Consider the following 25,667-nt stretch of genomic DNA (forward strand, 5'->3'; position numbering starts at 1 on the left):
CTGCGCCCTTCGCCACGACGGTCCTTTTACGTCGTCGTGTCTTGGTCCGGCGATGCATGTCAGGATTGGTCCTGGGAGATCCGGCGCAAGCGCAGGCCGATGGGCATCAGGCTTCGTGAAGCCGGGTTTCGCTCGCACCGGGCTGCACACGAGGCCGGACGCATCGCGCTCGAAGATTTCCTCAACGGACTGGTCATCGAGCGCGCCTCGCGATCCGCGCTCTGACCAGGGCTGCCCCATACCTTGCGCCGCCCGCGAGTGCTGGCATGCCTGCGCACGACGCGCAGAACACCCATCGTATAAAAATAATATATTTCCATTCCCGAACCGCGTAGCTTGCCCAACAAAAGGGCGAGTGCCGTGGACTTCCTCATTCAAACATTTAGCGTTTTTGGCATCGACGCCCAGTACTGGATGCTTGCGGGCGCGGCCGTTGTCGCAATCTTCATCATCTTCGCCTGGCGAACGCGCGACAGGGATTGACGGGATTGCGCACCGGACCACCGGCACAAACACAGTGATACAATCTCAGGCGACCTTCGACGTATCGCGCGGCCATGTCCGGCGTCTCAATTTACCGAAACCACTCCGCGAGTCCGGAAGCTATTTTTCCTTAATTCTTTTCGGCATTTTGCGATGTCGCGAGCGTACAACGCGCGCGCAAAAGCGACCTCTGCGCGCTCAAGCAGCCCTTTCGGCATCGCGGAATCCGTGCGCTGTCCCTAACATCATCTCCGAAGATGAATTGGCCTCATGGCCATGCAGGGGGCTCGAATGTACGGACGATTGAAATCTCTTGTTGTCGCAAGTGTGCTGATCGGGCTCGGCGCGGCGAGCGCCGCAGTCGCTGCCGATCTGCCGTTGAAGGCGCGGCCAATGGCTGCCGCTCCGCTCTACAACTGGACCGGCTGCTACCTCGGCGCCAATGTCGGTGGCGGCTGGACGCGGCTGAATACGGCCCGCGCGCTCGACGTCGGCGGCGCGGCTGCACCGAACGACTACGGCCGCGAGAAGGACAGCGGCGTGATCGGCGGCGGCCAGGTCGGTTGCGATTTCCAGACCGGCAATCTGGTGTTCGGCGTCGGCGGCAGCTTCGATTTCGGCAATATCAAGGGCAGCCACGCCTTGACCGACTTCCCCGCCTTCTCCGAAGCGAACAACCTGAAAGAGATCTACACCGCGACCGGCCGCATCGGCTATCTCTGGACGCCGCAATTCCTCGGCTATCTCAAGGGCGGTGCGGCCTTCATTCGGGAACGCAACCAGGTCTTTGCGCCCGGTGGCGCGCTGATCGAGTCCGCAAGCTTCATGCAGCCCGGCATGACCATCGGCATCGGCGCCGAATGGATGTTCGCGCCGAACTGGTCGGTCTTCGCCGAGTATAACTACATGTGGTTCCTCGACGACAGCGCGCGGGCGTTCACACTGGCCGGCGGCGGCGCGGGTGAAGTCATCAACGGCCAGCAGCGTGCCTCGACCGCGCTGGTCGGCGTCAACTACAAACTCCATTGGGATGACCCTGTCGTCGCCAAATACTGAAGTCTCTCGGCACACCTCCAACCACTTGAGCCCCGGTACGTCCGGGGCTCCTTTTTTGAGCGAGGCTTCGGTTCAGGTCAGCCCTCCAATTGTCCGATCTGTGCAACGCCACCAGGGATGGGGAAGTCTCATGGGTTTGCGCTTTTGGCTTCTCATTCTGGCGACGGCCGCCTTCGCGCACATCGTTCTTCATGCCTTGGATCGCCAGATCGACGCCGGCATCCATCGCCTGTCGGAGGCAACGATCAACCATCCTGGTGCAGGCAGCAGTGCGGAGCTCGACCTGAGATCGGTGACGGCACGAAGCGCCTACATGCGCAACGAACGTTGAACGCACCTCAACCTCGTCCCGATCCTATGCCGTTCCTATGAGATAAGCCTGCCTGTCCCCTCGAAATCATACCGGCCGCGAACGATATTGGTCGCGCCATTCAGGGCAAATTCTCGTTCCAGTGCGCCCGCGCACCCACTGTAAGGAGTATCTTCGTGCTCCACCCCGCTCCCTTCACCGATCGCGACCAGGTGGTCGAGACCATGATCTCGCTCACCCATCTGTCGAATCTCAATCGCGCGATCGTCGCGGGCCGTGGTAGCGCCGAACTCTATCAGGCGCTGCGCCAGCGCGGCTTCACCCGAATTGGACTGCCCTCCATCTTCTTGCGCAAGCCGGCCTTTTCCGTCGGCCTTATCACCGTGCAAGACATGTTCAGTGAGTTCGAGATGGCGCTGTCCCAGATCGCACCATCTCTCGGCACGACCGCTGCAATCGCGGTGCTGATCAAGTCGAACGAGGCGGGCTTCGCGCTCAAGGTCCGCAAGAAGCTCGAACAGCTCGGCTTCCGAATCGAGGCCGGGGTCAGATGCCGTCAGGGCTTCGTGATGTCCGCCTACCGGCAGGATTCTGCCCAGATGAAACGGGCGGCCTGAAACGCGGAGCTGCGGCTGATTGCGTCTATATGAGTTTCGTATGCGGCGACGCCGCAGGCGCTCTCGCTTTCCTACATACCGCACGTCATCATGCTGCAGCAGGCACGTTGCGGCGAACGATCGCGATGTATTGGGAGCTTCATGACGTCGCCCTACTACCTCGCCATGGCCGCCTTGTTGGGCCTGGTGACAACGTCCTCCTCCCTGATCGGCGCCGCGATCGGACTTCACGCTCCCTTTTCAAAGCGTCCCCAGGCGCCGCACCTCAATCTGTGTTGCCAGCCCTGGAAACGACGCCAGCAACCCCTCAATCGCATTGCAGTGCGAGCAGACGAAGAAGCGGCCCGGCTGCTCCGGATCCTCAAATCTGGGCTTCAACAGGAACAGGCGATCTCCAGTCATGTCCGATCTCCCGAAGTCGATGTAAGCTTCAATGGCCGAACAGCCGGTAGCTTCGATCCGCATCGCGCAAGTGCCGGCTCTCATTGGTCCAGCCTACTGCACGCCGATAGCTGCCGAGCACTGCGGCTTCCTTCAACGCGGCGACGTCGACCTGTTGCGGCGCGTCGGCGAATGGCGAGACGAACAGCGCATCCTCGGGGCAGTAGAGCTCGCACAGGAAGCAGGTTTGGCAATCGCTCTGGCGCGCGATCCTGGGAATGTCGTCGGTCTTGTCGAAGACATTGGTCGGGCACACGTTGACGCAGATGTCGCACGCCGTGCAGCGCTCGACATCGATGACCTCGATCATTCCGCGGCCTCCGCGTACTGAGAGGAACGCAGCGGGCGCGCCGAGGTCCAGACGTCGTCGAGCCCTCCGGTCGTCACGTAGTGGCGATAGCGGTCGTCCTGCTCGGGATAGTCGTCGCGGCGATGCATACCCCGGCTCTCCTGACGCGCCAGCGCGCTCCGATACATCCAGCGCGCCGTTGCGAGCATGGCCGTGGCCTCACGTGCGCGAACCAGATCCTGCTCGTCTGACGCGTCGGCATTCGATGCCTCGGACCAGAAGCCGTCCAGACGCCATAACGCCTCGCTGAGCCGCCCGGCTTCGCGGAAATAGTTCAGCTCGTACGGAAACACCTCGTCCTGAACGTTCCGGGCGAGCTTGTCAGCCTGAAGCGGTCGCCCACTGCCGGAGCGAAGCGCAACGCTGCCGCGCCGAAATGCCTGTCGTCCGCTCGCGGTACCCAGCTGTCGCGCGAATTCGGCGGCGCCCTGGCCGGCCCAATACCCCGACGACATCGCCCAGGCCGCATTGTGGCTGCCGCCCCCGGTGAAACCACCGCAGATCAGCTCGCGGGTTGCCGCGTCGCCCGCAGCGTAGAGACCGGGAACGGTAGTCGCGCAGCTGTCGTCAACGATCCGCAGGCCACCCGTGCCGCGGACGGTCCCCTCGAGGCGAAGCGTGATCGGAAAACGCTGCGTGAACGGATCGAGGCCGGTCCGGTCGAACGGCAGGAAGAAGTTCGGCTGAGATACCCTCATATGCCGCTGGGTCTCGGCGTCGGCCTCGTCGAGCCGGGCGTACACCGGGCCCTTGCGCAACGCCCGAGCAATAATCGACCGGCCGCCCTTGGATGACGCCCCTGGGATCACACTGCCTTCCTCGTCGGTGAAGCTCGCCCAGCTGTAGAACAGGGTCTTGGTCACGGAGCCGAATGCCGGCGAGATAGCATAGGCGTTGGAGAACTCCATGCTGGTGAATTCCGCGCCGGCCTCGGCTGCCAGGAGATAGCCATCGCCGGTCAGAACGTTCGAGCCCAACGTCTTGCTAAGGAAGGCGCATCCGCCGGTGGCGATCACCACAGCCTTCGCATTGACCACCCAACGGTCGCCTTTCTGCCGTCGCAGGCCTGCGGCGCCGGCCACCACGCCGTTCTCATCCACCAAGAGCTCGAGCGCCGGCGAGTGATCCAGAATGGTGACGCCGGCTTGCTTCGTTCGCTTGCGCATCAGCCGCATGTATTCCGGACCCTGGAGTGAATTCCGCTGCGGCTTGCCGTCGTCATCCGAAGGATAAGGATAGCCCCAATCGGCGAGCTGGTTGCTCTGGGCGTAGGTCCGGTCCAGCACGCGCGCCATCCAGCGACGGTCCTGGAGGTGGCCACCGAGTTTCTCACGGCTGGCCATCGCGGCCTCGCGGCGCTCCGGAGCGGGGTCGACGTACCAGACACCGGTGCCGGCCGCCGCGGTCGCGCCTGAGGTGCCGCAAAACCCCTTGTCCGCCAGCACGACGCGCGCACCACGCTCGGCGGCACTTATTGCGGCCCATGTGCCCGCGGGACCGCCACCGAGCACCAGCACATCCGCATCGAACACGACGGATCCTGCCGAACTCGATAGCTTCTCGGCACGGCCAGGTGGGTTTGTCATCGCTCGTCTCCGGATTGAATCTGTTCAGAACGCGGGTATCTGACCCGGCAGTTTGTCCTTGATGGTCTGGCGGACCGTATCGTTCTGATAGGCACGCACCAGCTTCGCGACCCAGGGAGCATCCTTGTCCTTCTCGCGAACGGCGATGAAGTTGCTGTAGGGATTGTTGACCGAGGATTCGATTGCGATGGATTCCTTGCCGGGAATGAGGCCGGCGGGGACGGCGTAATTGGTGTTGATGACCGCAGCATCGACGTCGTCCAGGCTGCGCGGCAGTTGGGCGGCGTCGATTTCACGGATCCTGAGCTTCTTTGGATTTGCGGTCACATCGAGCGCGGTCGGCAGGATCCCCACGCCGTCCTTGAGCTCGATCAGCTTTTCGGCCTGAAGCAGCCGCAGGGCCCGGCCACCGTTCGACGGATCGTTGGGGATGCCGATCGACGCCCCCTCCTTGATCTCGGCAACCGACTTCGCCTTGCGGGAATAGAGCCCGATCGGTGCGACGATCGTCTCGCCGACGGCGACGATCTTGTATCCCCTGGTCTTGATCTGGTTGTCCAGGAACGGCTTGTGCTGGAAGGCATTCGCATCGAGATCGCCGACATCCAGCGCGGCATTGGGCAACAGATAATCGTTGAAGACGACGACCTGCACATCGAGGCCGTCCTTGGCCGCGATCTCCTTCACCTTCGCCCAGATGATTTCGGCATCGCCGCCCGATATCCCGACCTTGATCTTCTGATCCGCGAAGGCCGGCGCGGTGAATAGTGCAAAGGCGGCCATCACGAGCAACAAGCGACGTCTCATGGTCTACGATCTCCTTATCGAGCGATAATCTGTTCCGACGTCTAACCGACGCGGGCAACCAGGACGTCCGCCGTGGCATCCGCGAACTCAGACGACATGTCGTTGAAGAGAGCAAGTTCCTGAACCGTCGCAGCACGCGGACGATGGTTCGAACCCTTGGAGCCTTGAAGGAAGAAACGATCCATAGCCTGCACAAACCCCGGCGAGCCTGCAATCTCCGATGCGTGCCTCTCACTTCCCGCCACGAAGGCAAAGCTCATCTGATTGACGTCGACGACATAGATCATGGTGCAGTTTCCCAACGGACGGCGCTCTCCTAGCTGCTGAACCCCGCCGGGATGAAGGCCGGGATCTTCTCCTCGATGAACTGCTTCACTTCCGGCGAGTTGAACACCTGGATAAATGCCTTCAGGCGCGGATCGTCCTTCTTGTCGGGCCGGGCCGTGAAGCGCAGCACGAGCCCGTCATCAACGGTGCGGTCGACGATGAGCGCAGATTTGGGATCCCCGCCGGCCGGAATGAGGTAGGTGATGTTGACGAGCGCCAACGTTACGTCGTCGAGCGACCGATAGGTTTGGGCGGGGTCGAGCTCGACGATCTTGAGGTTCTTTGGATTCTCGATGATGTCGAACTTGCTGACCGAGAAGCCCTTACCGGGCGCCAGCTTGATCAGCCCGGCCCGCTCGAGCAGGATCAGCCCGCGTGCGCCGTTGAGCGGCTCGTTCGGAATGGCGACGCTGTCGCCGGACTTGATGTCGTCGAGCTTCTTGATCTTCTTCGAGAACAGGCCGACCGGCGCAATGACGCCGACCTTGTCGACCTGCACAAGGTTGAAGCCGCGTTGCCTATTCTGAAGCGCGAGATAGGTTGCATGCTGGAACAGATTGGCGTCGACATCGCCGCTGTTCACGACCTCGTTCAATGCCACCCAGTCCGACAGCTCGACGATCTTGACGTCCTGCCCTTTCTCCTTGGCGAGCTTGGCGGCAAAGGACGCCAATTGCCCAACCGGGCCGGCGCTGGTCGCGATCTTCAGCGGCTCGCCGGCGAAGGCGGCCGCCGTGAGAGCAAGCCAGAGACCTGCGGCCTGGGCGGTGCGACGAAGAATTTTCATGATCTCAAGTCCCATTACGATTCAGATGATGTGCCTTACGCAGCCTTGCGCGCCCCAACGTCGGCCTGTGCGAGCGCCTGACCGAGATCCGCCAAGATGTCGTCGGGATGCTCGATCCCCACCGACAGGCGTACGTAGCCGGGCGTGACCCCGGCGGCGAGCTGCTCGGCTGCGGTCAGTTGCTGATGCGTCGTCGATGCAGGATGAATGGCTAACGACCTGGCATCGCCGATATTGGCGACGTGATAGAACAGCTTGAGCGCGTCGACGAAGCGACGGCCGGCCTCGACGCCCCCCTTCAGCTCGAAGCCGACCAGCCCGCCATAGCCGCCCTTCAGATAGGCGTCCGCCCTGCGCCGGTTCTCTCCGTTTTGCAGACCGGGGAAGATCACGTTCGAGACCGAGGCGTGCTTGGCGAGGAAGTTCGCGACCTTCACCGCATTCTCGTTGTGCTGGCGGATGCGCAGCGGCAGGGTTTCGAGGCCCTGGATGAACTGGAAGGCATTTTGCGGCGCGATCGATGCGCCGAGGTCGCGCAGCAGCTTGACGCGGGCTCGCAAGATGTAGGCGATCGGGCCAAGCGGCTTCGCGGCCTCAGTCCAGATCGCGCCGTGGTAGGCCTCGTCGGGCTTGTTCAGAAGCGGAAAGCGATCGGCATGCGCGGCCCAGTCGAAGTTGCCGCCGTCGACGATGGCGCCACCGATCGCGGTGCCGTGGCCTCCGATATACTTCGTGGTCGAATAGACCACCACCGCAGCGCCATGCTCAAACGGGCGTGCGATCAGCGGCGACGCCGTGTTGTCGAGGATCAGCGGCACGCCAAGCGAGCGGCCAATGTCCGCGACCTCCTTGATCGGGAATACGTGTAGCTTGGGATTCGGAAGCGTCTCGCCGAAATAAGCGCGCGTCTTGGCGTCGGTCGCGCGACGGAAGTTTTCGGGATCGGCGGGATCGACAAAGCGCACTTCGATGCCGAACTGCTTCAGGGTCTGCGATAGCAGCGTCCAGGTGCCGCCGTAGAGAGCGGTCGAGGACACGATATTGTCGCCGGCCTGGGCAATGTTGAAGATCGCGAAGGCGGAAGCCGTCTGTCCAGAGGCAACTGCGAGGGCGGCCGCCCCACCCTCGAGTGCAGCAAGCCGATCCTCAAAGGCCTGCTGGGTTGGATTGCCGATACGGGTGTAGATCGGTCCGAGCTGCTCGAGCGCGAACAGGCGCGAGGCGTGATCGGCATTCTCGAACTGGAACGACGTGGTCTGATAGATCGGAACCGCGACCGCGCCGGTGGCGGGGTCGGAGCGGTAGGATCCGCCATGCAACGCCAGCGTCTCGAAGTTCCGGGTCTCCAAGGTCATCTGCAATCCCTTTCGATCTCGAGAGCGCGCCATGCGCGGCAAGCCGTGCTTGTCGACGAAAATGATGCGGTCGGATTCTGCTGCTGTCGAGCGTGTCTGAAAAATAGCGATGCGCGTGCTGCGTCATTGCAGCTTCGCAACGCGTTTGTTCCCGGTCCTTCACCGAATTGGAAACAAACTCGCTCGTGCAAAATGTTAAAAATGCTCACGCGAACAGATGTTCTTTGCGATTGACGATTGGGCCCGACCATGACGAGACCGCGCGAGCTGCGCTTTAACGCTTTCAACATGACTGCGCCCAGCCACAATTGGGCGGGCCTGTGGTCTCATCCGCGCGATGCGTCCATCGACTACAACACGCTCGATTATTGGGTCGACTACGCCAGGACCGCGGAACGCGGACTTCTCGATGGCATCTTCCTGGCAGATGTGTTCGGCGTTTACGACGTCTATGGCGGCACGGCCGATACCGCCGCCCTGCATGCGGTGCAGCTTCCGAACGCGGATCCGACGCTGCTCGTATCCGCCATGGCGCTCGTCACCAGCAATCTCGGCTTCGGCATCACATCGAACCTGACCTTCGAGCATCCCTATCAACTCGCGCGTACGTTTTCGACGCTCGACCATCTCACCAAGGGCAGGATCGGTTGGAACATCGTCACGGGCTATCTCGACAGCGGCGCGCGTGGGATGGGCCTTCCGGCTGGTCGCGCCCATGACGAGCGCTATGACGCGGCCGAGGACTTTCTGACCGCGGCTTACAAGCTATGGGAGGGAAGCTGGGAGGACGATGCGGTTCGCCGCGACCGCGGCAGCCGCGTCTTCACGGATCCCGCCAAGCTCCACCGGGTTCTGCATGATGGTCCCTACTTCAAGGTCGACGGCATCCATCTCGCCGAGCCCTCGCCGCAGCGAACGCCGTTGCTGTATCAGGCCGGCACCTCGAAGCGCGGCCGCGCCTTCGCCGCCCGGCACTCGGAAGCGATCTTTCTCAACGGTCAGACCAAGCCAATCCTCGCACGCGCTGTCCACGAGATTCGAGAAGCGGCCAAGACCTATGGCCGCGATCCCTACGACATCCGCCTGTTTGCCGGCGCGACCGTGATCGTGGCGCCGACGCGGTCTGAGGCGAATGATCTGCTCGAAGACTACGCACGGCATGTCGATCAAACCGGCCAGCTCGCCTTGTTGTCGGGCTGGACCGGCATCGACTTCTCGACCTACCGGCCCGACCAGCCGATCAAATATGTCGAGAGCAACGCCATCCAGTCGATGGTCGAGAATTTCACGGTCCGGAGCGACCGGCCGGTCAATGTCGGCGACCTCGCCAGATTGAGCCGCGCCGGCGCCCGCTCGCCCTTCGTGGTCGGCTCGCCGCAGGACGTCGCCGACGAGCTGATCGCTTGGGCTGACGAGACCGACGTCGACGGGTTCAACCTGTTCCGCCTGGTCGCGCCGGAGTCGCTGAACGCCTTCGTCGACCTCGTGGTGCCGGAGCTGCAATCGCGCGGCGTCTACAAGACCGCCTATCGCGACGGCACGCTACGCGAAAAGCTGTTCCCGGGACGCGGCCCGCGGTTGCACACGACACATCCTGGCGCGAGCTTCCGGCGCGCGCCTTCGACGACTGCGCTCCAATCCGACGCCGCCGAATAGCAAGGACGGAGCTCACGCCTGCGTGCGATGCTCGCGGAACGCGGCTGCCAGCGCCCCCAAGGCGGCCCGTGACCGCCGATCGGTCAAGGACGAATGAAGCACGACCTCGGACGGCGGCAGCTTGGGAAGCCCAAGCTTCTCGCCGATGTCGATCGTGCCACTCGGCGCGATCCGATACGACAGCGGCGCGATGGCGAGCCCCGCCACGACGGCGGCGTGAACCGCCGAAGAGCCGCCTCCCAGGAACACCTCGATCCATTTGATGCCGACCGTATCCAGCGCCTGCGTGGCTACGTTGCGCACGCCGCAGGTCGGAGCCAGCGCAGCCAGACGTAAGGGCTCTCCCGGCCTGTGCTCGAACCCCTGCGCCGCAAACCAGCCGAAGCGCTCACGCGCCAGCGTCTCGCCATCACGACGATCGTCCTCGCGCTGGACGATGGCCGCATCGAGCCGTCCCTGGTCGAACAGGTCGAGGAGGTTGCGCGAATTGTCGAGCTGGACCTCGATGGTCAAATTCGGATCGTGCGCGTGGAGACGTGACAGCAGGGCTGGGACTTCCGGCCCGGCGATATGCGCAGCGATACCAAGTCCGAAGTGACGCGGAGACGCATTGAGCCCCGCGATCGCGCGTTCGTGAGCAACGATCAGCTCCCGCGCGCCCTGCAGAAAAGCCGTCCCTTGCGCAGACAACCGGACCGATCGCGGCGTCCGCTCGAGCAACCGATGCCCGATGCGATCCTCGAGCCGCTTCAGCTTGACGCTGATCGCGCCTTGCGTCGTCCCCAACGCCTTGGCGGCGCGCGTGAAGCTGTGAAGGTCGGCCACCATCACAAAGGCTCTGACGGCATCGACATCGAGCGAGAGCATTCCATCATCCGGCTTTGTTGTCTCTGAAATCTATATCGATCGGATTTTGCTGTGGTCAAGGGCCCCCTATGTTCGCTCAGCCTGACGCGGGCCTAAGCGCACGGGACGCCAATCCCTCCCGGAGCGAGCGATGGCGCATGCGTGCTGGCAATCGACACCATGTTTGGAGGTCACAGCCTTGACGGTCTTATCATCACGACGAAACACGATCGCCCTTGCCGCAGCGTGCCTCGCGTCCCTCATGTTCGGCCTGGAGATATCCAGCGTACCGACGATCCTGCCGACGCTCGAGACGGTGCTGCACGCCAGCTTCCAGCAGCTGCAATGGATCATGAATGCCTACACCATCGCGGTCACGACGGTGCTGATGGCAACCGGCACGCTGGCAGATCGCTATGGCAGAAAGCTTGTATTCGTGGTCAGCATCGCCGTGTTCGGCCTCGCCTCCCTGATCTGCGGCCTGGTGGAAGACGCGCTCCTCCTCATCGTCAGCCGCTTCTTCCAGGGCATGAGCGGTGGTGCGATGCTGATCTGTCAGGTCGCGGTTCTCTCCCATCAATTCCGGGAAGGCCCCGAGCGCGCACGCGCCTTCGCCGCCTGGGGGATCATCTTCGGCATCGGTCTTGGTTTCGGACCGATCATCGGCGCGACGATCGTCGCGGTCTCCGGCTGGCAATGGGTGTTCCTGATCCACGCATTCATCGCAATCGTCACGATCGCGCTCGCCGTGACCGGCGTGCGGGAGTCGCGCGATCCCGAGGCAAAGCACCTCGACATCGCAGGCATTGCGACGCTCTCGACGTCGGTGTTCTGCGTCGCCTTCTATATCACGGAAGGCCCCGACTTCGGCTTCACTGGCCCAACCGGCCTTACGGTCGCCGCGACGGCCGTTCTGAGCTTCATCGCCTTCGTGTTAGCGGAGTTGCATAGCGCCCGCCCGATGTTCGACTTCTCCGTGTTCCGGATACGCGCCTTTTCGGGCGCGCTGCTCGGATCGGCCGGCATGAATTTCAGCTTCTGGCCCTTCATGATCTACCTACCGATCTTCTATCGCAGCGCCCTTGGTTACGACAACGTCGCAGCTGGCCTTGCGCTTCTCACTTACACGCTTCCGACGCTTGTGATTCCGCCGCTCGGCGAACGGATATTGCTGAGGTTCGGCGGCGGCATCGCCATTCCGGTTGGCCTGTTCGTCATCGGACTTGGCTTCATGCTGATGTGGGCCGGTAGCGGCGTTGAGCATGTTACCTGGTTGACACTGGCGCCAGGATGCCTGCTTGCGGGGGCTGGCCTTGCTCTCACCAACACACCGGTGACCAACGTCACGACGGGAGCGGTGTCGAGCACGCGAGCCGGCATGGCATCGGGCATCGACATGAGCGCCCGCATGATCGCGCTCGCCATCAACATCGCCTTGATGGGCTTCATCCTGATCGCCGGCATTTCCTCCCGGCTGAGCAGCGCGCTTCCCGGTGCGCTCGATGCCAGCCATCTGCAACACCTTGCGGAGCGGATCGCCGGCGGCACCGCAGGCATGTCCGACTTCCCCGAGCTGAGCCTCCTGCCGGCAGCGGAAACTGCCGTGCAAAATGCGCTGATCCACGGCTTCAGGCTGATGATGCTCTATGGCGGACTGTCCGTCTGGATCATGGCGCTGGTAAGCTTCGCGATTTCCGGCGAGAGCTACGCCGCACGGAAGCGCTCCGCGCAGAACAGCGATGAGCCAAGCTGTGTTCCCCGCTCATCGCCCTGATCGGATGCGTCCAGGCAGTGCGCTACGACAACATCCTTTCCGCGCCGATAACTCCATTCTCAATTCCGGACGCACGAGAGAATGTTCGTTCCCTTCTGCGCCCGACTGCGAAATTGCCACGCGGACCCGTTTGCCGGCAAAGTGAGCCGTCCAGTCTCCCCCAAACAGAGCTCGAGACGGCAAGGCAGTTTCGTTGAACAGGATACCCGAAATGCATCATCTCACGTTCCGCCTGCGAGCCCTTGCCGCGGTTGCGCTCGGCCTCTTGGCCGTGGCGTCCGTTCAGCCCGCGAGGTCCGAGGAGATCCGCATCGGCTATCAAAAATCCTCGACACTAACGGCGATCCTGAAGACGAACGGGGAGCTGGAGAAGGCCCTCGCGCCGCTCGGCGTCACCATCTCCTGGCACGAATTCAGCAGCGGCCTGCCGCTGCTGGAAGCCATCAACATCGGCAGCATCGATTTCGGCGCGGACGTCGCCGACACCGTGCCGATCTTCGCGCAGGCCGCCGGCGCCAAGCTCGCCTATGTCGCGGAAGAAGCCGCCTCGCCGGCAGCGCAAGCGATCGTCGTTCCACAGTCTTCAACTATCAAGACCATTGCTGAGCTCAAGGGCAAGAAGATCGCCGTCACCAAGGGCGCCGGCAGCCACTATCTGCTGCTTGCGGCGCTGGCGAAATCCGGGCTCAACTTCAAGGACATCACGCCCGCTTATCTGACACCCGCCGACGGCCGCGCTGCGTTCGTTAGCAACAACGTCGATGCCTGGGTGGCCTGGGATCCGTTCCTGACCAGCGCCTTGCACCAGACAAAGGGCCGCATCCTGACGGACGGCAGCAACGGTCTCGCGAGCTACAAGCGCTACTATCTCGCTTCGGCCGCGTATGCGGACAAGCACGCCGAGGTGCTCAACGTGATCTTCGCAAAACTCTCCCAGACGGGAAAATGGGTCAAGGCCCAGCCGAAGGACGCGGCCACATTGCTCGCCGGGCTCTGGGGTATCGACGCCGCGACCGTCGAAGAGGCCAACAGCCACCGTTCCTATCAGGTGGGCGCGGTGACCGGCCCGGGCCTGTCCGAGCAGCAGCGCATTGCGGACGCGTTCCACGCCGAGGGCCTGATCCCCGTGAAGATCGATACCACGGCGATCAAGATCTGGGCGCCGAAGGGGTCCTGACTTCCAGCTTAGGCCGCGCTCAAGCCACGCTGGATGTCCGGCACGGATGCCAGCAGGCTCCTTGTGTAGGCGTGCTGCGGTTGCCTGAGCACGGCCTCGGCGCCACCCTGCTCGACGATGCGGCCGTTCTGGAAGACCAGCACGCGGTCGCACAGATGCTCGATGACGCCGAGATCATGCGAGATGAACAGCAGCGCCGTTCCGAGCCGCGATTGGAGCTCGGCCAGGAGATCGAGCACCTGGGCCTGGATGCAGATGTCGAGCGCCGAGACCGGCTCGTCGCAGACGATGATGGCGGGTTCAGCCGCTAGCGCCCGCGCGATCGACACCCGCTGACGCTGGCCGCCGGACAATGATCGCGGCACCCGATCGAGATGATCGGCACTCAGGCCGACCAGTTCGAGCAGCGACACGATCCGGTCCAGGCGCGCCATGCGGCTATCGGCGCCCGGAAGATTTTCCGCAATGATGTTCCTGACGCGATAGCGCGGATCGAAGCTGCTAAGTGCGTCCTGCGGGATGTATTGCAGCTTGCGACGAAGCCGGCGGCGCCCGGCTTCCGCGACCGAGGACCAGGGCTCTCCGAGCAATGTTACCTCACCGTCATCCGGGTGAAGCAGCCCGAGCACGATCTTGGCACAGGTGGATTTTCCCGAGCCGGATTCGCCGACGATGCCGACGACCTCGGCGGCCCTGACATCGAAGCTGATGTCCTGCAGGACCACCGACTTCGCCCGTCCGGCGGCTTTCGGCGCAATGAAACTCTTCGAGATCTCCTTGACTTCGAGCACGACCTCGCCTGCCGCCTGTCGCTGCGGCAAGGGCTCCCGCACGATGGAGACCGCCGTCGCATCACCCGCACCGGGCTCGAACCTCGCCGACGCGAGCCTGGACCCGCGCGACCGCCCCGACGGAACCGCCGCGATCAACTGCCGCGTATAGGGATGGCGCGGATGGGTAAGGACATCGCGAGTCGGCCCGCTGTCGACCACCCTGCCGTCACGCATCACGATGACACGGTCGGCGATGCCGGCGACCACCGCGAGATCGTGACTGATGAGCAGGAGACCCGCCCCCTCCCGGATTCGCTCCGCCAAGACCTGGAGCACCTGCGCCTGGACGGTGACGTCGAGCGAGGTCGTCGGCTCGTCCGCGATAATGAGATCGGGGTCAGCCGCGATCGCCGACGCGATCAGCGCACGCTGGCGCAGGCCACCGGACAATTGATGCGCATATTGCAGGGCACGATCAGCGGGGTTGGGAATGCCGACCTTGCCGAGCGTCTGCAGCGTCCGATCCCGGATAGCGCCTGCATCGGTCAGAATGCGATGGCTCGAAATGACCTCGGCAACCTCCTGGCCGATCGTGCGCAAGGGATCGAGCGAGACCAGAGCATCCTGCATGACGAGCCCGGTCACGGTCCCGCGCAGCTTGCGCCAGTCGGCTTCGCCGAAGCTGCGAGCGTCGCGTCCCTTGATCTCGAACCGGTGCGCGGCGGTCTTCGCACCGTCGCCGGCGAGATTGAGCAGGCTTCGCGCGGTGATGCTCTTGCCCGAGCCGGATTCACCGACCAGGGCAACGCATTCGCCGGGCCCGATCGTCAGATCGAAATCAACAACGATCGGCTTGCCACCATTGGCGCCGGCAAAGCCGATGCTCAGTCCCTGCACCTCGACGATCGGCGCTGCCAGATCTATCTGCGAACCTACGCTGCTCATGCGAGCCGCCCTTCAAATCTCTGTTGTAGGTGATTGCCGATCACGCTGAAGGCGATCACCGTCGCGGTGATGGCGAGGCCCGGGAAGACTCCAGGCCACCAGGCGACGCGCAGCACATCCCGGCTCTCCGCCAGCATCACGCCCCATTCCGGCGTCGGCGGCTGCGGTCCGAGCCCGAGGAAGCTCAGGCCGGATACGATCAGGATCGTCGAGCCGATATAGACGGTGGCGATGATCGGGATGGCAACAAGGACGTTGGGCAGGACGTGCCGGATGAACACTTGGCAGCGGCTCAACCCGTAGATCGCGGCCTGCGTCACGTAATCGGCATCGCGTATCAGCTGGGTCTGCGCCCGCACCACGCGACCAAATTTCGGGATGCCGGCGATGCCGACCGCGATGGCGATGTTGAGCATGCCTTGGCCGAGGAAGGTCACGATCAGCATGGCGAGCAGCACGCCGGGAAATGACGACAGCATATCGAACAGGCGCGACACGGCCTCATCCAGAATGCGATTGCGCTGGCCCGCGATGATGCCGAGGACAATGCCTGATCCGAGTCCGACCGCAACACCGCCGAACCCGATCAGGAGCGAGTAGCGCGTGCCGAAGACGGTCCGCGCGAAGACGTCGCGGCCGAGCCGATCGGTCCCGAACAGATGCGCCCAGCCCGGCGGCTTCAGGCCCTCGCTGAAATCGCCGACGAGCGGATCGAAGTGCGTGAACAGCGAAGGCGCGATCGACGCCGCGATCAGGAACGCGACGAAGACGAAGGACAGGACGAGCCCGAACGGCAGACGGCGCCGAACAGCGATTGCAGCCAGAGAATGTGACGCCTCAAAGCCAACGAGGTCTTGCGGGGCCTCGAGCGGTACGGCCGTGTCGAAGGAGCGATGCGACGGCGCGGTCATTGGGCCCTCAATCTCGGGTCGATCAGCACATAGAGGATGTCGAGCAGCGTGGACGCGGCGACGTGGATGAAGGCTGCGAGCAGCACGACGGTGAGCACGACCGGCACGTCGTGGGTCAGCACCGCGCCCAACGTTACCGTGCCGAGGCCTGGCCGGCCGAACACCTTCTCGGTGATGACCGCACCGCCGAGCAGGCCGCCGATCAGCCAACCGCCTAGCGTCACCGCCGGCAAAAGAGCGTGCCGCAACACGTGACGCCAGCGAATGACGAGTTCGCCGACGCCGCGCGACCGCACGGTCGTCACGAAGGGCTGGTCGAGCGTCTTCTCCATGGCTTCACGCAGAACCTGCGTCAGCAGGCCGGCGGTCGGCAATGCCAGGGTGATCGCCGGCAGCACGAGGGAATTCCACCCCTCCGCGCCCGATACTGGAAACCAGCGCAGATTGAACGAGAATGCCATCAGCAGGAGGATGCCGAGCCAGAAGACGGGCGTCGAGGCGAACACCAGTTCGACGAACGAGGCCAGCTCGCGCGAGAACCGCCCTCGCCCCGCAGTCAGCAGCGCGATAAAGCCGGCAATCACGATCGCAAGCACGCCGGCCGTGAGCGCGAGCTCGACGGTCGGCAGAAGCTGCGATCCGACGACCTCGATCACCGGCTGGCGTAGCACATAGGACGTGCCGAAATCGCCGCGGAGGATGCGCGACAAGAACTCGACGTACTGCTCGGGCAACGAGCGATCTAGGCCCCATTCGGCTGCGATCGCCTCACGGAGGCCGGGATATTCGACGTCACCGGCGAGGATGTCCTGAATGCGGCCGGGCAGCGCATGCAACGCGAGAAACGTTGCTGTCACGCTCGCCCAGGCCACCACCAGGCTGGTGAACAGCCTGGAGACGATGCGGGACCACATGGCCTACTTCTTCGCGATCCAGAAATCGTAGGCGCTGGACGGCGAGTCGAGGCCGGCCTCGAAGCCCAGACCGTTGACGTTGCTCTTCGCCGCCAGGAACCAGCTCGGCGCGAACAACGGCACGATGAAGGCCTGGTCCACACCCCGCTTCTGAATCGCGTCGGTGAGCTGCCGCTTGCGGACGGGATCGGTCGTCCGCAACGACTCGTCGATCTGGCTCGTGATCTCCTGGTCTGGATTGGGAATGTTGGAATAGAGGAAGCCCTTCGACCCCAGCATGTCCCAGAGCTCGCGGGCAGGATCGGACGGATTGTCCGTATTGGGATAGATCACCCAGGTGCCGTTGGCGTTGTTCTTGGCGTATTCGCCCGCCGTGATCAGGCGCAGGTTGAGATCGAGGCCGACATTCTTGCGCAACGCCGCCTGGACGCCCTGGATAAGGATGTCGCGATTGTCGCGCACATAGGGCTGCGGATAGCCGACCTCGACCGAGAGGCGCTTGCCGTCCTTGGTGCGGAAGCCTTCGGAATCGCGGCCGGTCCAGCCGGCTTCGTCGAGCAGCTTGTTGGCGCCAGCAATGTCGTTGCCCCAGGAACCGACCAGTGCCTTGTTATAGGCGGGATTGGCCGGGCCGATGATCGACCAGGCGCGCGGCACGGTGCCGAGATAGACCTGCTTCACGATCGGCTCCAGATCGAAACCGTCGCGCAGCGCGCGGCGCACGCGAACATCGTCCGCCGGCGGGCGCGTGTAGTTGATGTTGAAGGTGAAGGACGTGCTGGCGCCGGACGGGCCGGTCAGCAGCTTGAAGCCCGGCTGCTCCGCGAACAGCGGCGCATCGGTCGGCTGCACGCCCTCGATCAGATCCACCTGCCCCGAGGCCAATGCGCCCGTGCGAACGGCATATTCGGGGAGGAAGCGGAAAGTGACGCGGTCCAGATGAGCAGGTCCGTTATGCGCGGCATTGCCAGGCGCCCAATTATAGGCCGCGTTGCGCGCGAACACCGCGGACTGGCCGCGCGTGTAGCTCTCGAACACGAACGGTCCCGTGCCGGCCAACCCGCGTCCACCTCCGCAGAGATCACCCTTCACCAGCGATTTCGGCGAAATCAGGCCGAGCTTCACATTCGACGTCGACTCCAGGAAACTCGAATCCGGCGTCGACAACACCAGTTTGGCCACATAGGGCGAGACCACTTCGGCACGATCGTAGGCCTGGAGCAGCGAGACCGCGGTGACCGCGTTCTCGGGCTTCTTGACGAAATCGTAGTTGGCTTTGACCGCTGCAGCGTCGAACTTCTCCCCGTCGTGGAAGACGACGTCTTCCCTCAGCTTGTATGTGTATTCCTTGCCGTCGGTCGAAATCGACCACTCGGTCGCAAGCCAGGGTGCGAACGTGCCATCCGCCTTCTTCGCGATCAGCGAGTCGATGTAATTGCGGGCCACGAAGAACGCGGCCTGCTGTGACGAATAATGCGGATCGAAGCATGATGGCTCGGTCGTCACGCCCCACCGCAACGCGCCTCCGGAAACCGGCTTGTCTTCGGCATACGCTACATTCGACGCAAGCAAGGCAATCGCCACGCCGCTCACCAGCAAATTATTCTTCTTCATCCGCGTCACTCGCAATCGTTTCTGCTGCTGCCCCTGCAATCGGCGCATCGAACATCATCAATTGAAGGATGACGTTCGTTTGCGCTTCATCCGATCTGCACGAGGCGTTATCTCTTGTTGCATCGCGATGTAATTCGTCGTCGCGCGCAAACGCAACATGCAAACGGTCGCGACCACGGCTGCACATGAAGTTTGAAAAATTATTCGAGCCCTCACGCCGACGGTGGATGAAATCGACGACATCGAACGCCAATCCGACAATTCGATGCTGCACGATCGTTGCGCATCGTGACCCGACAACCAGCTGACCTTTGTAATCCCCATGTCGCCACGCCAATTGCACCTGAACGTCAACCTGCTTCACTCCGGCGTATATCCGTCAGCCTGGCGACTGCCCGACAGCGATCCACGCGCCTTCTTCGATCTCGGTCATTATGTGCGCGTGGCTCAGATTGCCGAGCGCGGCAAGTTTGACGCTATCTTTCTGGCGGACTCGCCAGCCGTGAACGACCGCATCGACTACCGGTCGTTCACGTCGATGGAGCCGACCATCGTGCTGGCAACAGTTGCCGCAACGACCAGGCACATCGGTCTGATTGGGACCGTGTCGACGACCTACAACGAGCCCTACAACATCGCACGCCGTTTCGTGACGCTCGACCACGCCAGCGGCGGCCGCTCGGGATGGAACGCGGTCACCACGGCAGATGCCGCATCAAGCCGCAACTTCGGCCTCACGGGTGCACTGGAACACAAGGCACGCTACGAACGCGCCAAGGAGTTCACGGAAGTCGTCCACGCATTGTTCGACAGCTGGGAGGACGACGCCTTTGTGGGCGACAAGGCGAGCGCGCGATTTGTTGATACGTCGAAAGTGCACCCGATCGCGCACCGCGGCCCGCATTACTCGGTGGCAGGACCGCTGAACGTCCCACGCTCACCACAGGGGCGACCGGTCACGGTGCAGGCGGGTGGCTCGAATGACGGGCGCGATTTCGCGGCAGCTTATGCAGAAGCCGTATTCACGCTGGCGCAGAGCATCGAGGAAGGCGTCGCGTATGCGCGCGATCTGCGCGCACGCGCCGCGTCCTATCGTCGTTCCGGCGATTCCATCGTCATTCTGCCCGGGCTCGCCACCGTCATCGGCAGCACCGAGGCCGAAGCCAAGCGGCGACAGGACGAGCTCTGGGAACTGGTACCGATCGAATACAGCCTGGCGCGGTTGGCCGGCACGCTTCAGATCGACCCTACCCTCCTCGAGCTCGACAAGCCCCTGCCGGATCCCCTGCCGCTTCCGGTCAATGCCAACCACACCATGTTCCAAGGCACAGTGAATATCGCACGGCGTGGCAATCTCACAGTCCGACAGCTGATCCGCGCGCTCGGAGGCGGCGTCGGACATCGCATCATCGTCGGCACGCCGGAGCAGATCGCCGACGACATCGAGGCTTGGTTCAAGGCGGGTGCCGCCGACGGTTTCAACCTCATGCCAGACGTACTGCCGTCCGGTCTGGAGACCTTCGTCGATACCGTCGTGCCCATCCTACAGAGTCGCGGGCTGTTCCGCACCGAGTACGCCGGCTCGACGCTGCGCGATCATTTTGGCCTGCAGCGACCAGTGAGCCGATATGCGAAGCGGTCGCCGGAGGTCGCATCAGCCTAGCTGTCCCGACTATCTATCCCAGAGATCGAGCCCACCCGTCGGCGGCCTTGGCCGATCGCCTGGCCCGCACGCGCGGAATTACCTCGAGTGCAAATCGCCGCATCTCGGCCTCGAACGGCTGGAATTGCAGCATGAAGAGCTCGATGCCGGCCGCATGGAACGCCTCGATGCGCTCCGCCACCTCGTCATAGCTCCCGACCAGCCCCGCGGCAGTACCGCCATTGCTGCCAACGCGCGGCGTCTTCTGCATGGTCTGCATCATCACGACCTCAGGGTCGGTGTTCTGCTTCTGGATCGCCTTCATCGGCGCATCCTTTGCCGCGAGGCTCAGCAACCGCTCGTAAGCGGCCTGCGCCAGCTCCCGGGTTTCGCGTGCGACGACGAAGGCCGACAAGCCGAAACGGAGCGGCGGCGCGGCATCGCGCGGGCGCACTGCGACATCGGCAATCAACCCAGCCACATCCTCCAGCGGCTGGCCATTGATGAACCAGACGTCGCCGTGGCCTGCAACGAGGCCGCGCGCCGGCTCGGACTCACCGCCGACATAGATGGCCGGACGCTTGCGATACAGGCTGGTCGGGCGCAGGGCATAGTCCGTGACGTTGAAATGCTCGCCCGCATAATTGAGACGTTCGCCTTCCATGAGACGCGAGACGACAGATATCCACTCGCGGCCGTAGGCATAGCGAGCGTCATGGTCCGGGAAGCCGATCCCGGCCTTCTCCAGTTCGGGACGGTTCCAGGCATTGACCAGATTGATCGCAAACCGGCCACCGCTGATATTCTCGATCCCGAGTGCGAGCTTCGCCAGCACGACGGGGTGATAGAGATAGGGCTTGATCGCAGCAATGATCTCGATGCGCTTGGTCAGCGCCGCGATCGCTGCCGCGGCACTCCAGGCCTCGAGCTGATCGAGGTCTTCCTGATGCGGGTTGATGGTGTGCTGCGCGATCAGCGTTGAATCATAACCGAGCTCTTCGGCTGCAAGGATGAGATCGCGATTGCGCTCCCAGGACGCATCATAAGGCTCTTCGGGATCCTGATGCGCCGCGCGCGGCCCATGCACCAGCGCCCAAATGCCGAAGCGAAGAGGTGCAGTCGCCATCGTGCTCTCCTGTAACTTTCTTTGGCCATGCTATCGATCGGTACCTGTTCTCGCCAACGGCTGATGCGAGATCAAGCACATCCGCCTCAAAAGATTTTCTTTGTCGTGCAGCGGCGCCGCAACGACAGCAGATCACTCCGTATCGAATGACAATTGAAATAGCGCTCTATTTCTGTCGGGCCGATTTCGTGGGACATTTTCCGCGGACGGCAAGTCATTGGCGTCGCACCTCCCGGATCGGATGCAGGAGGTGGAACGAGGTCTCGCGTCTTGAGCAATATCGAACTGAGCCAAATCGACAGTACGGCGATCGGCGCGGCTAACGCGCCGTCAACGCAGGGCAGCGTTCAATCGCCGGCGCGAGCAAGCAAGCTTGGTGCTCGCGGCCTTCAGCTCCTGTCCTGGATCGCGCCCGCGATGCTCGTGATTGTCTGGGAGGCGCTTGCACAGGCGGGATGGCTTTCGCCACAGGTTCTGCCCGCGCCGAGCAAGGTCATCCGGACAGCGTTCAAGCTTGCGACCACCGGGAGCCTATTGAACGACCTCGGCGTCAGCCTCCTGCGTGCCGCAGCCGGCTTTGCGATCGGTGCCGCTGTTGGCGCCACGCTGGGCGTTCTTGTCGGCTTCTCGCGGGTAGCGGAAGCCGCGATCGACCGCAGCGTGCAGATGATCAGGGCCATCCCCTTCCTCGCCGCGCTCCCCCTCGTCATCGTCTGGCTGGGCGTCGGCGAAGCGGAAAAGATCTTCCTTGTCGCACTTGGCGTCACGTTCCCGATCTACATCAACACCGTGCTCGGCATCCGCCAGGTCGATCCGAAGCTGCTCGAGTTGGGACGGGTCCAGGGCCTAAGCTCGCTCCAACTGATCCGCAGAATCATCCTTCCAGGCGCGCTGCCGTCGATCCTGACCGGTGTTCGTTACGCTCTTGCCACGGCGTGGCTCGCGCTGGTGGTGGCTGAAACCATCGGTGCCCAATCGGGGATCGGCTTCCTCGCCATGGACGCACGCGAATTCCTGCGCACCGACGTCATCGTCCTGACTATCGTAATCTACGCGCTGATCGGCGTCGCGGCCGACGGCATTGCCCGCTTTCTCGAACGTCGCCTGCTCGCCTGGCATCCGAACTACGGAGCGGCGCGATGAATTTGCACGTCGCTCCGCAGCCCTCCGCGCCGTTCGAATCCGGACCGGCCGTCGTTGTCCGCAACCTCGTCCGCAGCTACGGCAGCCGCGTCGTGATCGAGAAGCTGAACCTGCGCATCGATCGTGGCGAATTCGTCGCCTTGCTCGGCGAAAGTGGCTGCGGCAAGACAACATTGTTGCGGGCGTTGGCCGGGTTGGATCCCATCCAAGGTGGCCGTATCGCGGCGCCCCGCCGGCCGGCCGTGGTGTTTCAGGAGCATCGGCTGCTGCCGTGGGACAATCTCTGGCGCAATGTGGCGCTCGGCTTGCAGGTTCCGGATCCTCGCGAACGCGCCGCGGAAGCGCTCACCGAGGTCGGCCTCGGCGACAGGCTCGACGACTGGCCCCGCAATCTGTCCGGTGGGCAAGCCCAGCGCGTTGCCCTCGCCCGCGCGCTGGTGCAGCAGCCCGAGCTTCTGCTGCTCGACGAGCCGTTTGCCGCGCTCGATGCGCTCACCCGTATCCGCATGCACGAACTGGTCCGCGAGCTGGTGGCCAATCATCAGCCCGGCGTCCTGCTCGTCACCCACGATGTCGACGAAGCCATCGCGCTTGCCGATCGGATCCTCGTGATGCGCAACGGCGCGATCGCCTTCGACCATCGCGCCGTGCGTGACGGCTCGACACCCATCTCGCGCGCCGAGCTCCTCGGCGAGCTTGGCGTGGTCCCCCATTCTCCCAGCTAGTCATCCGGAAGGCCAACATGTCCGACTCTTCATCTGCCAAACCATCCCGGCGCAGCTTCCTCGGCTCCGCAGCTTTTGGCATTGGCGCGCTCGCCGGCATGAATATCAGCGAATTCGCCCAGGCCGCGCCTGGCCGTACTACCGACACGGTCCGTCTGACCTGGGGCCTGAGCGGCCTCAATCTGATCGCCAAGGAGCGCGGCGAGTTCGAGAAGGTGCTGGCCAGGGATGGCATCAAGGTCGAGTGGCTCGGCCCCTTCCCGAATCATGCGCCGACCTTGCAGGCGGTGACGGGCGGCAGCGCAGATTTCAGCTTTGGCGGCAGCACCACGCCTGCGCTCGCCGCTATCATCGCCGGCTCGCCGCTGGTGTTCACCCAGTTCGTGGTCTACGAGCCCCGCACCACAGCGATCATCGCCAAGGACGGCTCCGGCATCGACAAGGTCGAAGACCTCGTCGGCAAGTCGGTCGCGGTCAATCGCTCAGGCCTCGGCGAGTTCCTGCTGGTCGCGGCGCTCGAGAAACACAAGGTCGACCGCTCCGCGGTGAAGTTCGTCTATCTCAATCCTCCTGATGCGGCGCCGGCGCTCGCCTCCGGCAAGGTCGACGCCTGGTCGATGTGGAGCCCTGGCGTCGACATCGCCCGGCTCGAATACAAGGCGCACGACATCTTCCTTGAGGGGCGCGATCTCGAATTCCAGATCGACTACACGTCCTATCTGACCACCCGCAAATTCGCGACCGACAATCCCGCCCTCGTCCGCGCGGTGAACGACGCCTTCCGCGCCGAAGGCAAGTGGATTTCGGAGAACAGCAGGGATGCCGAGTACATCGCCCAGAAGGCGGGGAAATACAGCGATCAGGTCCGCGACCAGTTCATCGCGATGAACCGCAAGTATCGCTACTTCGCGGTCAACGACGAGCAGTTCGTGGGCGAGCTGCAAAGGGCAGCCGACTGGCTCGCGGCCCGCAAGGTTCTACCCGAGCCGGTCAAGGTGACCGACCATCTCGCCCAGCTCTAATAACAGGCCAACACTATGAACAAGACCGTGTCCGCCCCCTCCCTCGGCACACCCGAACCGCTCAAGACCGGCTCGCCGGAGCTGGAGGCTCTGCTCAACCAGATCGCCGAGGGGGCCAGCGACCGCGAACGCGACCGCGTCCTGCCCTTCGAGGTCATCGATCTCATCCGGCGGGCACGCTTGGGCGCACTACGACTTCCGGTAACCGCCGGCGGTGCTGGCAGCACGATCCGCGATCTCTTCGCCTTCGTGATCCGGCTTGGCGAGACCGACGCCAATGTCGCGCACATCCTGCGCAACCATTTCAGCGTGGTCGAGCGCCTGGTGCGTACACCCAAGGACGAGCAGAGCCGACAATGGCAGAAGGCGGTCGCCGAGGGCGCCATCATCGGACTTGCGACGACCGAGCTCGAAAGCCCGCGCGTCGGCAATGTCACGCCCGGGACGACGTTCACGCCCGACGGGAACGGCGATTATCTGCTGAACGGCACCAAATACTACAGCACAGGCACGTTGTACTCGGATTATGTGCTGGTGCGCGCGGCCGATCCGTCCGGTGCGACGGGCGCCACGATCGTGTCGATCAAGCGCGAGGGCATCGAGCTGGTCGATGACTGGGACGGGCTCGGGCAGCGACTTACCGCGACCGGCACGACGCACTTCCGCAGCGTCAAGGTCAGGCGCGAGGAAGTGGTGTTCGATACGCCGGACAGCGGTTATGGCGTGCCCTATTCCAACACGTTTGCACAGCTCTTCCTGACGGCGGTCGTTGCCGGCATCGCACGCGCGACGCTGCGCGATGCGACAGCCCTGGTCCGCTCGCGCAAGCGCTCGTTTTACTACGCGCCCACCGAGATCCCGACCGACGATCCGCTCCTGCAACAGACGGTCGGCCAGATCGCCAGCGGCGCTTTTGCGGCCGAGACGGTGGTGCTGGCGGCCGCCGAGGCGCTCGACATTGCAACCGATGCGTTCGACGCCGACGCGGCGAACGCTATAGAGGCGGCGCACACCGCCGCGCTGCTCTCGGCAAAGGCCAAGATCATCGCCGATGATTTCGCCATCCGAGGTGGCAGCCTGCTCTTCGATGTCGGCGGCGCATCGGCGACCAAGAAAGTCACCAACTTCGACCGTCACTGGCGCAATGCACGGACGCTCTCGTCGCACAATCCGACCACCTACAAGGCGCGCTCAATCGGAGAATTCGAGATCAACGGCACGCCATTGCCCGCGAAGGGCTTTTTCTGAGAGAGAGCAGGCCGATCCACGGCGTCCGATGCG

At 63.5% G+C, this 25,667-nt stretch carries 25 protein-coding genes and 1 pseudogene; 12 read left to right on the forward strand and 14 right to left on the reverse strand.

Features of this window, described 5'->3' with window-relative positions:
* Positions 1–360: 360 nt before the first annotated feature.
* The 4 genes from AB7Z56_RS28520 to AB7Z56_RS28535 all read left to right on the forward strand — a co-directional run bounded on the left by AB7Z56_RS28520 (position 361) and on the right by AB7Z56_RS28535 (position 2,466).
* Positions 361–483, forward strand: a complete 123-nt coding sequence (locus AB7Z56_RS28520; protein ID WP_256376419.1) for a hypothetical protein — start codon at positions 361–363, stop codon at positions 481–483.
* 291 nt (positions 484–774) lie between these two features.
* Positions 775–1,539, forward strand: coding sequence for an outer membrane protein (locus AB7Z56_RS28525; protein ID WP_441256641.1), 765 nt, complete (start codon positions 775–777; stop codon positions 1,537–1,539).
* Positions 1,540–1,669: 130 nt separating this feature from the next.
* The gene (locus tag AB7Z56_RS28530) at positions 1,670–1,870 is read left to right on the forward strand and encodes a hypothetical protein (protein ID WP_441256642.1); all 201 of its coding nucleotides are present in this window, start codon (positions 1,670–1,672) and stop codon (positions 1,868–1,870) included.
* A 155-nt stretch (positions 1,871–2,025) separates the two neighbouring features.
* The gene (locus AB7Z56_RS28535) at positions 2,026–2,466 is read left to right on the forward strand and encodes a hypothetical protein (protein WP_081369286.1); all 441 of its coding nucleotides are present in this window, start codon (positions 2,026–2,028) and stop codon (positions 2,464–2,466) included.
* A 252-nt stretch (positions 2,467–2,718) separates the two neighbouring features.
* Here AB7Z56_RS28535 and AB7Z56_RS28540 read toward each other — a convergent pair.
* The 7 genes and pseudogenes from AB7Z56_RS28540 to AB7Z56_RS28570 form a co-directional block, all read right to left on the reverse strand.
* Positions 2,719–2,868: pseudogene (locus tag AB7Z56_RS28540) on the reverse strand (DUF3088 family protein); the annotation flags it as partial.
* 28 nt (positions 2,869–2,896) lie between these two features.
* A complete protein-coding gene (locus tag AB7Z56_RS28545; protein ID WP_071915201.1) occupies positions 2,897–3,217 on the reverse strand; it encodes a 4Fe-4S dicluster domain-containing protein in 321 nt (106 codons plus the stop codon).
* On the reverse strand, positions 3,214–4,842 hold the full coding sequence (locus AB7Z56_RS28550) for an FAD-dependent oxidoreductase (protein WP_441256643.1): 1,629 nt from the start codon (positions 4,840–4,842) through the stop codon (positions 3,214–3,216). Before AB7Z56_RS28550 ends, AB7Z56_RS28545 begins: the two co-directional genes overlap by 4 nt.
* Before the next feature lie 24 nt (positions 4,843–4,866).
* Positions 4,867–5,649, reverse strand: a complete 783-nt coding sequence (locus AB7Z56_RS28555) for a MetQ/NlpA family ABC transporter substrate-binding protein (protein ID WP_063984161.1) — start codon at positions 5,647–5,649, stop codon at positions 4,867–4,869.
* 41 nt (positions 5,650–5,690) lie between these two features.
* A complete protein-coding gene (locus tag AB7Z56_RS28560) occupies positions 5,691–5,936 on the reverse strand; it encodes a hypothetical protein (protein WP_063984162.1) in 246 nt (81 codons plus the stop codon).
* 29 nt (positions 5,937–5,965) lie between these two features.
* The gene (locus tag AB7Z56_RS28565) at positions 5,966–6,763 is read right to left on the reverse strand and encodes a MetQ/NlpA family ABC transporter substrate-binding protein (RefSeq protein ID WP_084795384.1); all 798 of its coding nucleotides are present in this window, start codon (positions 6,761–6,763) and stop codon (positions 5,966–5,968) included.
* A 35-nt stretch (positions 6,764–6,798) separates the two neighbouring features.
* Positions 6,799–8,118 carry an O-acetylhomoserine aminocarboxypropyltransferase/cysteine synthase family protein gene (locus AB7Z56_RS28570; RefSeq protein ID WP_283018604.1) on the reverse strand — a complete coding sequence of 440 codons (1,320 nt, stop codon included), beginning with the start codon at positions 8,116–8,118 and terminating at the stop codon, positions 6,799–6,801.
* A gap of 249 nt (positions 8,119–8,367) precedes the next feature.
* On the opposite strand from AB7Z56_RS28570, the gene AB7Z56_RS28575 reads away from it, so the two are divergent.
* A complete protein-coding gene (locus tag AB7Z56_RS28575; RefSeq protein WP_063984163.1) occupies positions 8,368–9,774 on the forward strand; it encodes an LLM class flavin-dependent oxidoreductase in 1,407 nt (468 codons plus the stop codon).
* A 12-nt stretch (positions 9,775–9,786) separates the two neighbouring features.
* Here the strand turns inward: AB7Z56_RS28575 and AB7Z56_RS28580 are convergent, their stop codons facing one another.
* A complete protein-coding gene (locus AB7Z56_RS28580) occupies positions 9,787–10,641 on the reverse strand; it encodes a LysR family transcriptional regulator (RefSeq protein WP_063984164.1) in 855 nt (284 codons plus the stop codon).
* 130 nt (positions 10,642–10,771) lie between these two features.
* Here AB7Z56_RS28580 and AB7Z56_RS28585 point away from each other — a divergent pair, with 130 nt between their 5' ends.
* Complete coding sequence (locus tag AB7Z56_RS28585; protein ID WP_063984165.1) at positions 10,772–12,394, forward strand: MFS transporter; 1,623 nt, start codon at positions 10,772–10,774, stop codon at positions 12,392–12,394.
* 211 nt (positions 12,395–12,605) lie between these two features.
* Positions 12,606–13,571 carry an aliphatic sulfonate ABC transporter substrate-binding protein gene (locus AB7Z56_RS28590; protein WP_063984166.1) on the forward strand — a complete coding sequence of 322 codons (966 nt, stop codon included), beginning with the start codon at positions 12,606–12,608 and terminating at the stop codon, positions 13,569–13,571.
* 8 nt (positions 13,572–13,579) lie between these two features.
* Here the strand turns inward: AB7Z56_RS28590 and nikE are convergent, their stop codons facing one another.
* Genes nikE through AB7Z56_RS28615 form a run of 5 tightly spaced genes read right to left on the reverse strand, consistent with a single transcriptional unit; the run spans position 13,580 to position 19,092 of the window.
* The gene (gene nikE, locus AB7Z56_RS28595; RefSeq protein ID WP_283018603.1) at positions 13,580–15,289 is read right to left on the reverse strand and encodes a nickel ABC transporter ATP-binding protein NikE; all 1,710 of its coding nucleotides are present in this window, start codon (positions 15,287–15,289) and stop codon (positions 13,580–13,582) included.
* Positions 15,286–16,200, reverse strand: coding sequence for an ABC transporter permease (locus AB7Z56_RS28600; RefSeq protein ID WP_084795211.1), 915 nt, complete (start codon positions 16,198–16,200; stop codon positions 15,286–15,288). Before AB7Z56_RS28600 ends, nikE begins: the two co-directional genes overlap by 4 nt.
* Positions 16,197–17,114, reverse strand: a complete 918-nt coding sequence (locus tag AB7Z56_RS28605) for an ABC transporter permease (protein WP_063984167.1) — start codon at positions 17,112–17,114, stop codon at positions 16,197–16,199. The genes AB7Z56_RS28600 and AB7Z56_RS28605 overlap by 4 nt, the downstream gene beginning before the upstream one ends.
* Before the next feature lie 3 nt (positions 17,115–17,117).
* Entirely contained in the window at positions 17,118–18,728 is a 1,611-nt protein-coding gene (locus AB7Z56_RS28610; RefSeq protein WP_441256644.1) for an ABC transporter substrate-binding protein, read from the reverse strand.
* Positions 18,715–19,092, reverse strand: a complete 378-nt coding sequence (locus tag AB7Z56_RS28615; RefSeq protein WP_187388103.1) for a hypothetical protein — start codon at positions 19,090–19,092, stop codon at positions 18,715–18,717. The genes AB7Z56_RS28610 and AB7Z56_RS28615 overlap by 14 nt, the downstream gene beginning before the upstream one ends.
* Between AB7Z56_RS28615 and AB7Z56_RS28620 the strand changes: the two genes are divergently transcribed.
* Complete coding sequence (locus tag AB7Z56_RS28620; RefSeq protein ID WP_063984169.1) at positions 19,051–20,391, forward strand: LLM class flavin-dependent oxidoreductase; 1,341 nt, start codon at positions 19,051–19,053, stop codon at positions 20,389–20,391. The genes AB7Z56_RS28615 and AB7Z56_RS28620 overlap by 42 nt on opposite strands.
* 13 nt (positions 20,392–20,404) lie before the next feature.
* Here AB7Z56_RS28620 and AB7Z56_RS28625 read toward each other — a convergent pair whose 3' ends face one another.
* Positions 20,405–21,496, reverse strand: a complete 1,092-nt coding sequence (locus tag AB7Z56_RS28625) for an LLM class flavin-dependent oxidoreductase (RefSeq protein ID WP_063984170.1) — start codon at positions 21,494–21,496, stop codon at positions 20,405–20,407.
* A gap of 417 nt (positions 21,497–21,913) precedes the next feature.
* On the opposite strand from AB7Z56_RS28625, the gene AB7Z56_RS28630 reads away from it, so the two are divergent.
* The 4 genes from AB7Z56_RS28630 to AB7Z56_RS28645 are packed head-to-tail and all read left to right on the forward strand — an operon-like array spanning position 21,914 to position 25,634.
* Complete coding sequence (locus AB7Z56_RS28630) at positions 21,914–22,639, forward strand: ABC transporter permease subunit (protein ID WP_441256849.1); 726 nt, start codon at positions 21,914–21,916, stop codon at positions 22,637–22,639.
* Entirely contained in the window at positions 22,636–23,364 is a 729-nt protein-coding gene (locus AB7Z56_RS28635; RefSeq protein ID WP_441256645.1) for an ABC transporter ATP-binding protein, read from the forward strand. Before AB7Z56_RS28630 ends, AB7Z56_RS28635 begins: the two co-directional genes overlap by 4 nt.
* A gap of 17 nt (positions 23,365–23,381) precedes the next feature.
* The gene (locus AB7Z56_RS28640; protein ID WP_441256646.1) at positions 23,382–24,386 is read left to right on the forward strand and encodes an NrtA/SsuA/CpmA family ABC transporter substrate-binding protein; all 1,005 of its coding nucleotides are present in this window, start codon (positions 23,382–23,384) and stop codon (positions 24,384–24,386) included.
* A gap of 15 nt (positions 24,387–24,401) precedes the next feature.
* The gene (locus tag AB7Z56_RS28645) at positions 24,402–25,634 is read left to right on the forward strand and encodes an acyl-CoA dehydrogenase family protein (RefSeq protein ID WP_441256647.1); all 1,233 of its coding nucleotides are present in this window, start codon (positions 24,402–24,404) and stop codon (positions 25,632–25,634) included.
* The last annotated feature ends 33 nt before the right edge of the window (positions 25,635–25,667 follow it).

This window comes from Bradyrhizobium sp. 482_C4_N1_8 (assembly GCF_052075965.1).
GTDB classification, from domain to species: Bacteria; Pseudomonadota; Alphaproteobacteria; order Rhizobiales; family Xanthobacteraceae; genus Bradyrhizobium; species Bradyrhizobium barranii.

Excerpts from the sequence above, each read along its gene's own strand:
- AB7Z56_RS28530 (WP_441256642.1), top strand. The coding sequence starts at position 1,670 with ATGGGTTTGCGCTTTTGGCTTCTCATTCTGGCGACGGCCGCCTTCGCG.
- AB7Z56_RS28550 (WP_441256643.1), bottom strand. The coding sequence starts at position 4,842 with ATGACAAACCCACCTGGCCGTGCCGAGAAGCTATCGAGTTCGGCAGGA.
- AB7Z56_RS28590 (WP_063984166.1), top strand. The coding sequence starts at position 12,606 with ATGCATCATCTCACGTTCCGCCTGCGAGCCCTTGCCGCGGTTGCGCTC.
- AB7Z56_RS28630 (WP_441256849.1), top strand. The coding sequence starts at position 21,914 with ATGCTCGTGATTGTCTGGGAGGCGCTTGCACAGGCGGGATGGCTTTCG.
- AB7Z56_RS28610 (WP_441256644.1), bottom strand. The coding sequence starts at position 18,728 with ATGAAGAAGAATAATTTGCTGGTGAGCGGCGTGGCGATTGCCTTGCTT.
- AB7Z56_RS28575 (WP_063984163.1), top strand. The coding sequence starts at position 8,368 with ATGACGAGACCGCGCGAGCTGCGCTTTAACGCTTTCAACATGACTGCG.
- AB7Z56_RS28640 (WP_441256646.1), top strand. The coding sequence starts at position 23,382 with ATGTCCGACTCTTCATCTGCCAAACCATCCCGGCGCAGCTTCCTCGGC.
- nikE (WP_283018603.1), bottom strand. The coding sequence starts at position 15,289 with ATGAGCAGCGTAGGTTCGCAGATAGATCTGGCAGCGCCGATCGTCGAG.
- AB7Z56_RS28545 (WP_071915201.1), bottom strand. The coding sequence starts at position 3,217 with ATGATCGAGGTCATCGATGTCGAGCGCTGCACGGCGTGCGACATCTGC.
- AB7Z56_RS28620 (WP_063984169.1), top strand. The coding sequence starts at position 19,051 with ATGTCGCCACGCCAATTGCACCTGAACGTCAACCTGCTTCACTCCGGC.
- AB7Z56_RS28560 (WP_063984162.1), bottom strand. The coding sequence starts at position 5,936 with ATGATCTATGTCGTCGACGTCAATCAGATGAGCTTTGCCTTCGTGGCG.
- AB7Z56_RS28645 (WP_441256647.1), top strand. The coding sequence starts at position 24,402 with ATGAACAAGACCGTGTCCGCCCCCTCCCTCGGCACACCCGAACCGCTC.
- AB7Z56_RS28565 (WP_084795384.1), bottom strand. The coding sequence starts at position 6,763 with ATGAAAATTCTTCGTCGCACCGCCCAGGCCGCAGGTCTCTGGCTTGCT.
- AB7Z56_RS28605 (WP_063984167.1), bottom strand. The coding sequence starts at position 17,114 with ATGTGGTCCCGCATCGTCTCCAGGCTGTTCACCAGCCTGGTGGTGGCC.
- AB7Z56_RS28555 (WP_063984161.1), bottom strand. The coding sequence starts at position 5,649 with ATGAGACGTCGCTTGTTGCTCGTGATGGCCGCCTTTGCACTATTCACC.
- AB7Z56_RS28585 (WP_063984165.1), top strand. The coding sequence starts at position 10,772 with ATGGCGCATGCGTGCTGGCAATCGACACCATGTTTGGAGGTCACAGCC.
- AB7Z56_RS28600 (WP_084795211.1), bottom strand. The coding sequence starts at position 16,200 with ATGACCGCGCCGTCGCATCGCTCCTTCGACACGGCCGTACCGCTCGAG.
- AB7Z56_RS28635 (WP_441256645.1), top strand. The coding sequence starts at position 22,636 with ATGAATTTGCACGTCGCTCCGCAGCCCTCCGCGCCGTTCGAATCCGGA.
- AB7Z56_RS28625 (WP_063984170.1), bottom strand. The coding sequence starts at position 21,496 with ATGGCGACTGCACCTCTTCGCTTCGGCATTTGGGCGCTGGTGCATGGG.
- AB7Z56_RS28525 (WP_441256641.1), top strand. The coding sequence starts at position 775 with ATGTACGGACGATTGAAATCTCTTGTTGTCGCAAGTGTGCTGATCGGG.
- AB7Z56_RS28580 (WP_063984164.1), bottom strand. The coding sequence starts at position 10,641 with ATGCTCTCGCTCGATGTCGATGCCGTCAGAGCCTTTGTGATGGTGGCC.
- AB7Z56_RS28570 (WP_283018604.1), bottom strand. The coding sequence starts at position 8,118 with ATGACCTTGGAGACCCGGAACTTCGAGACGCTGGCGTTGCATGGCGGA.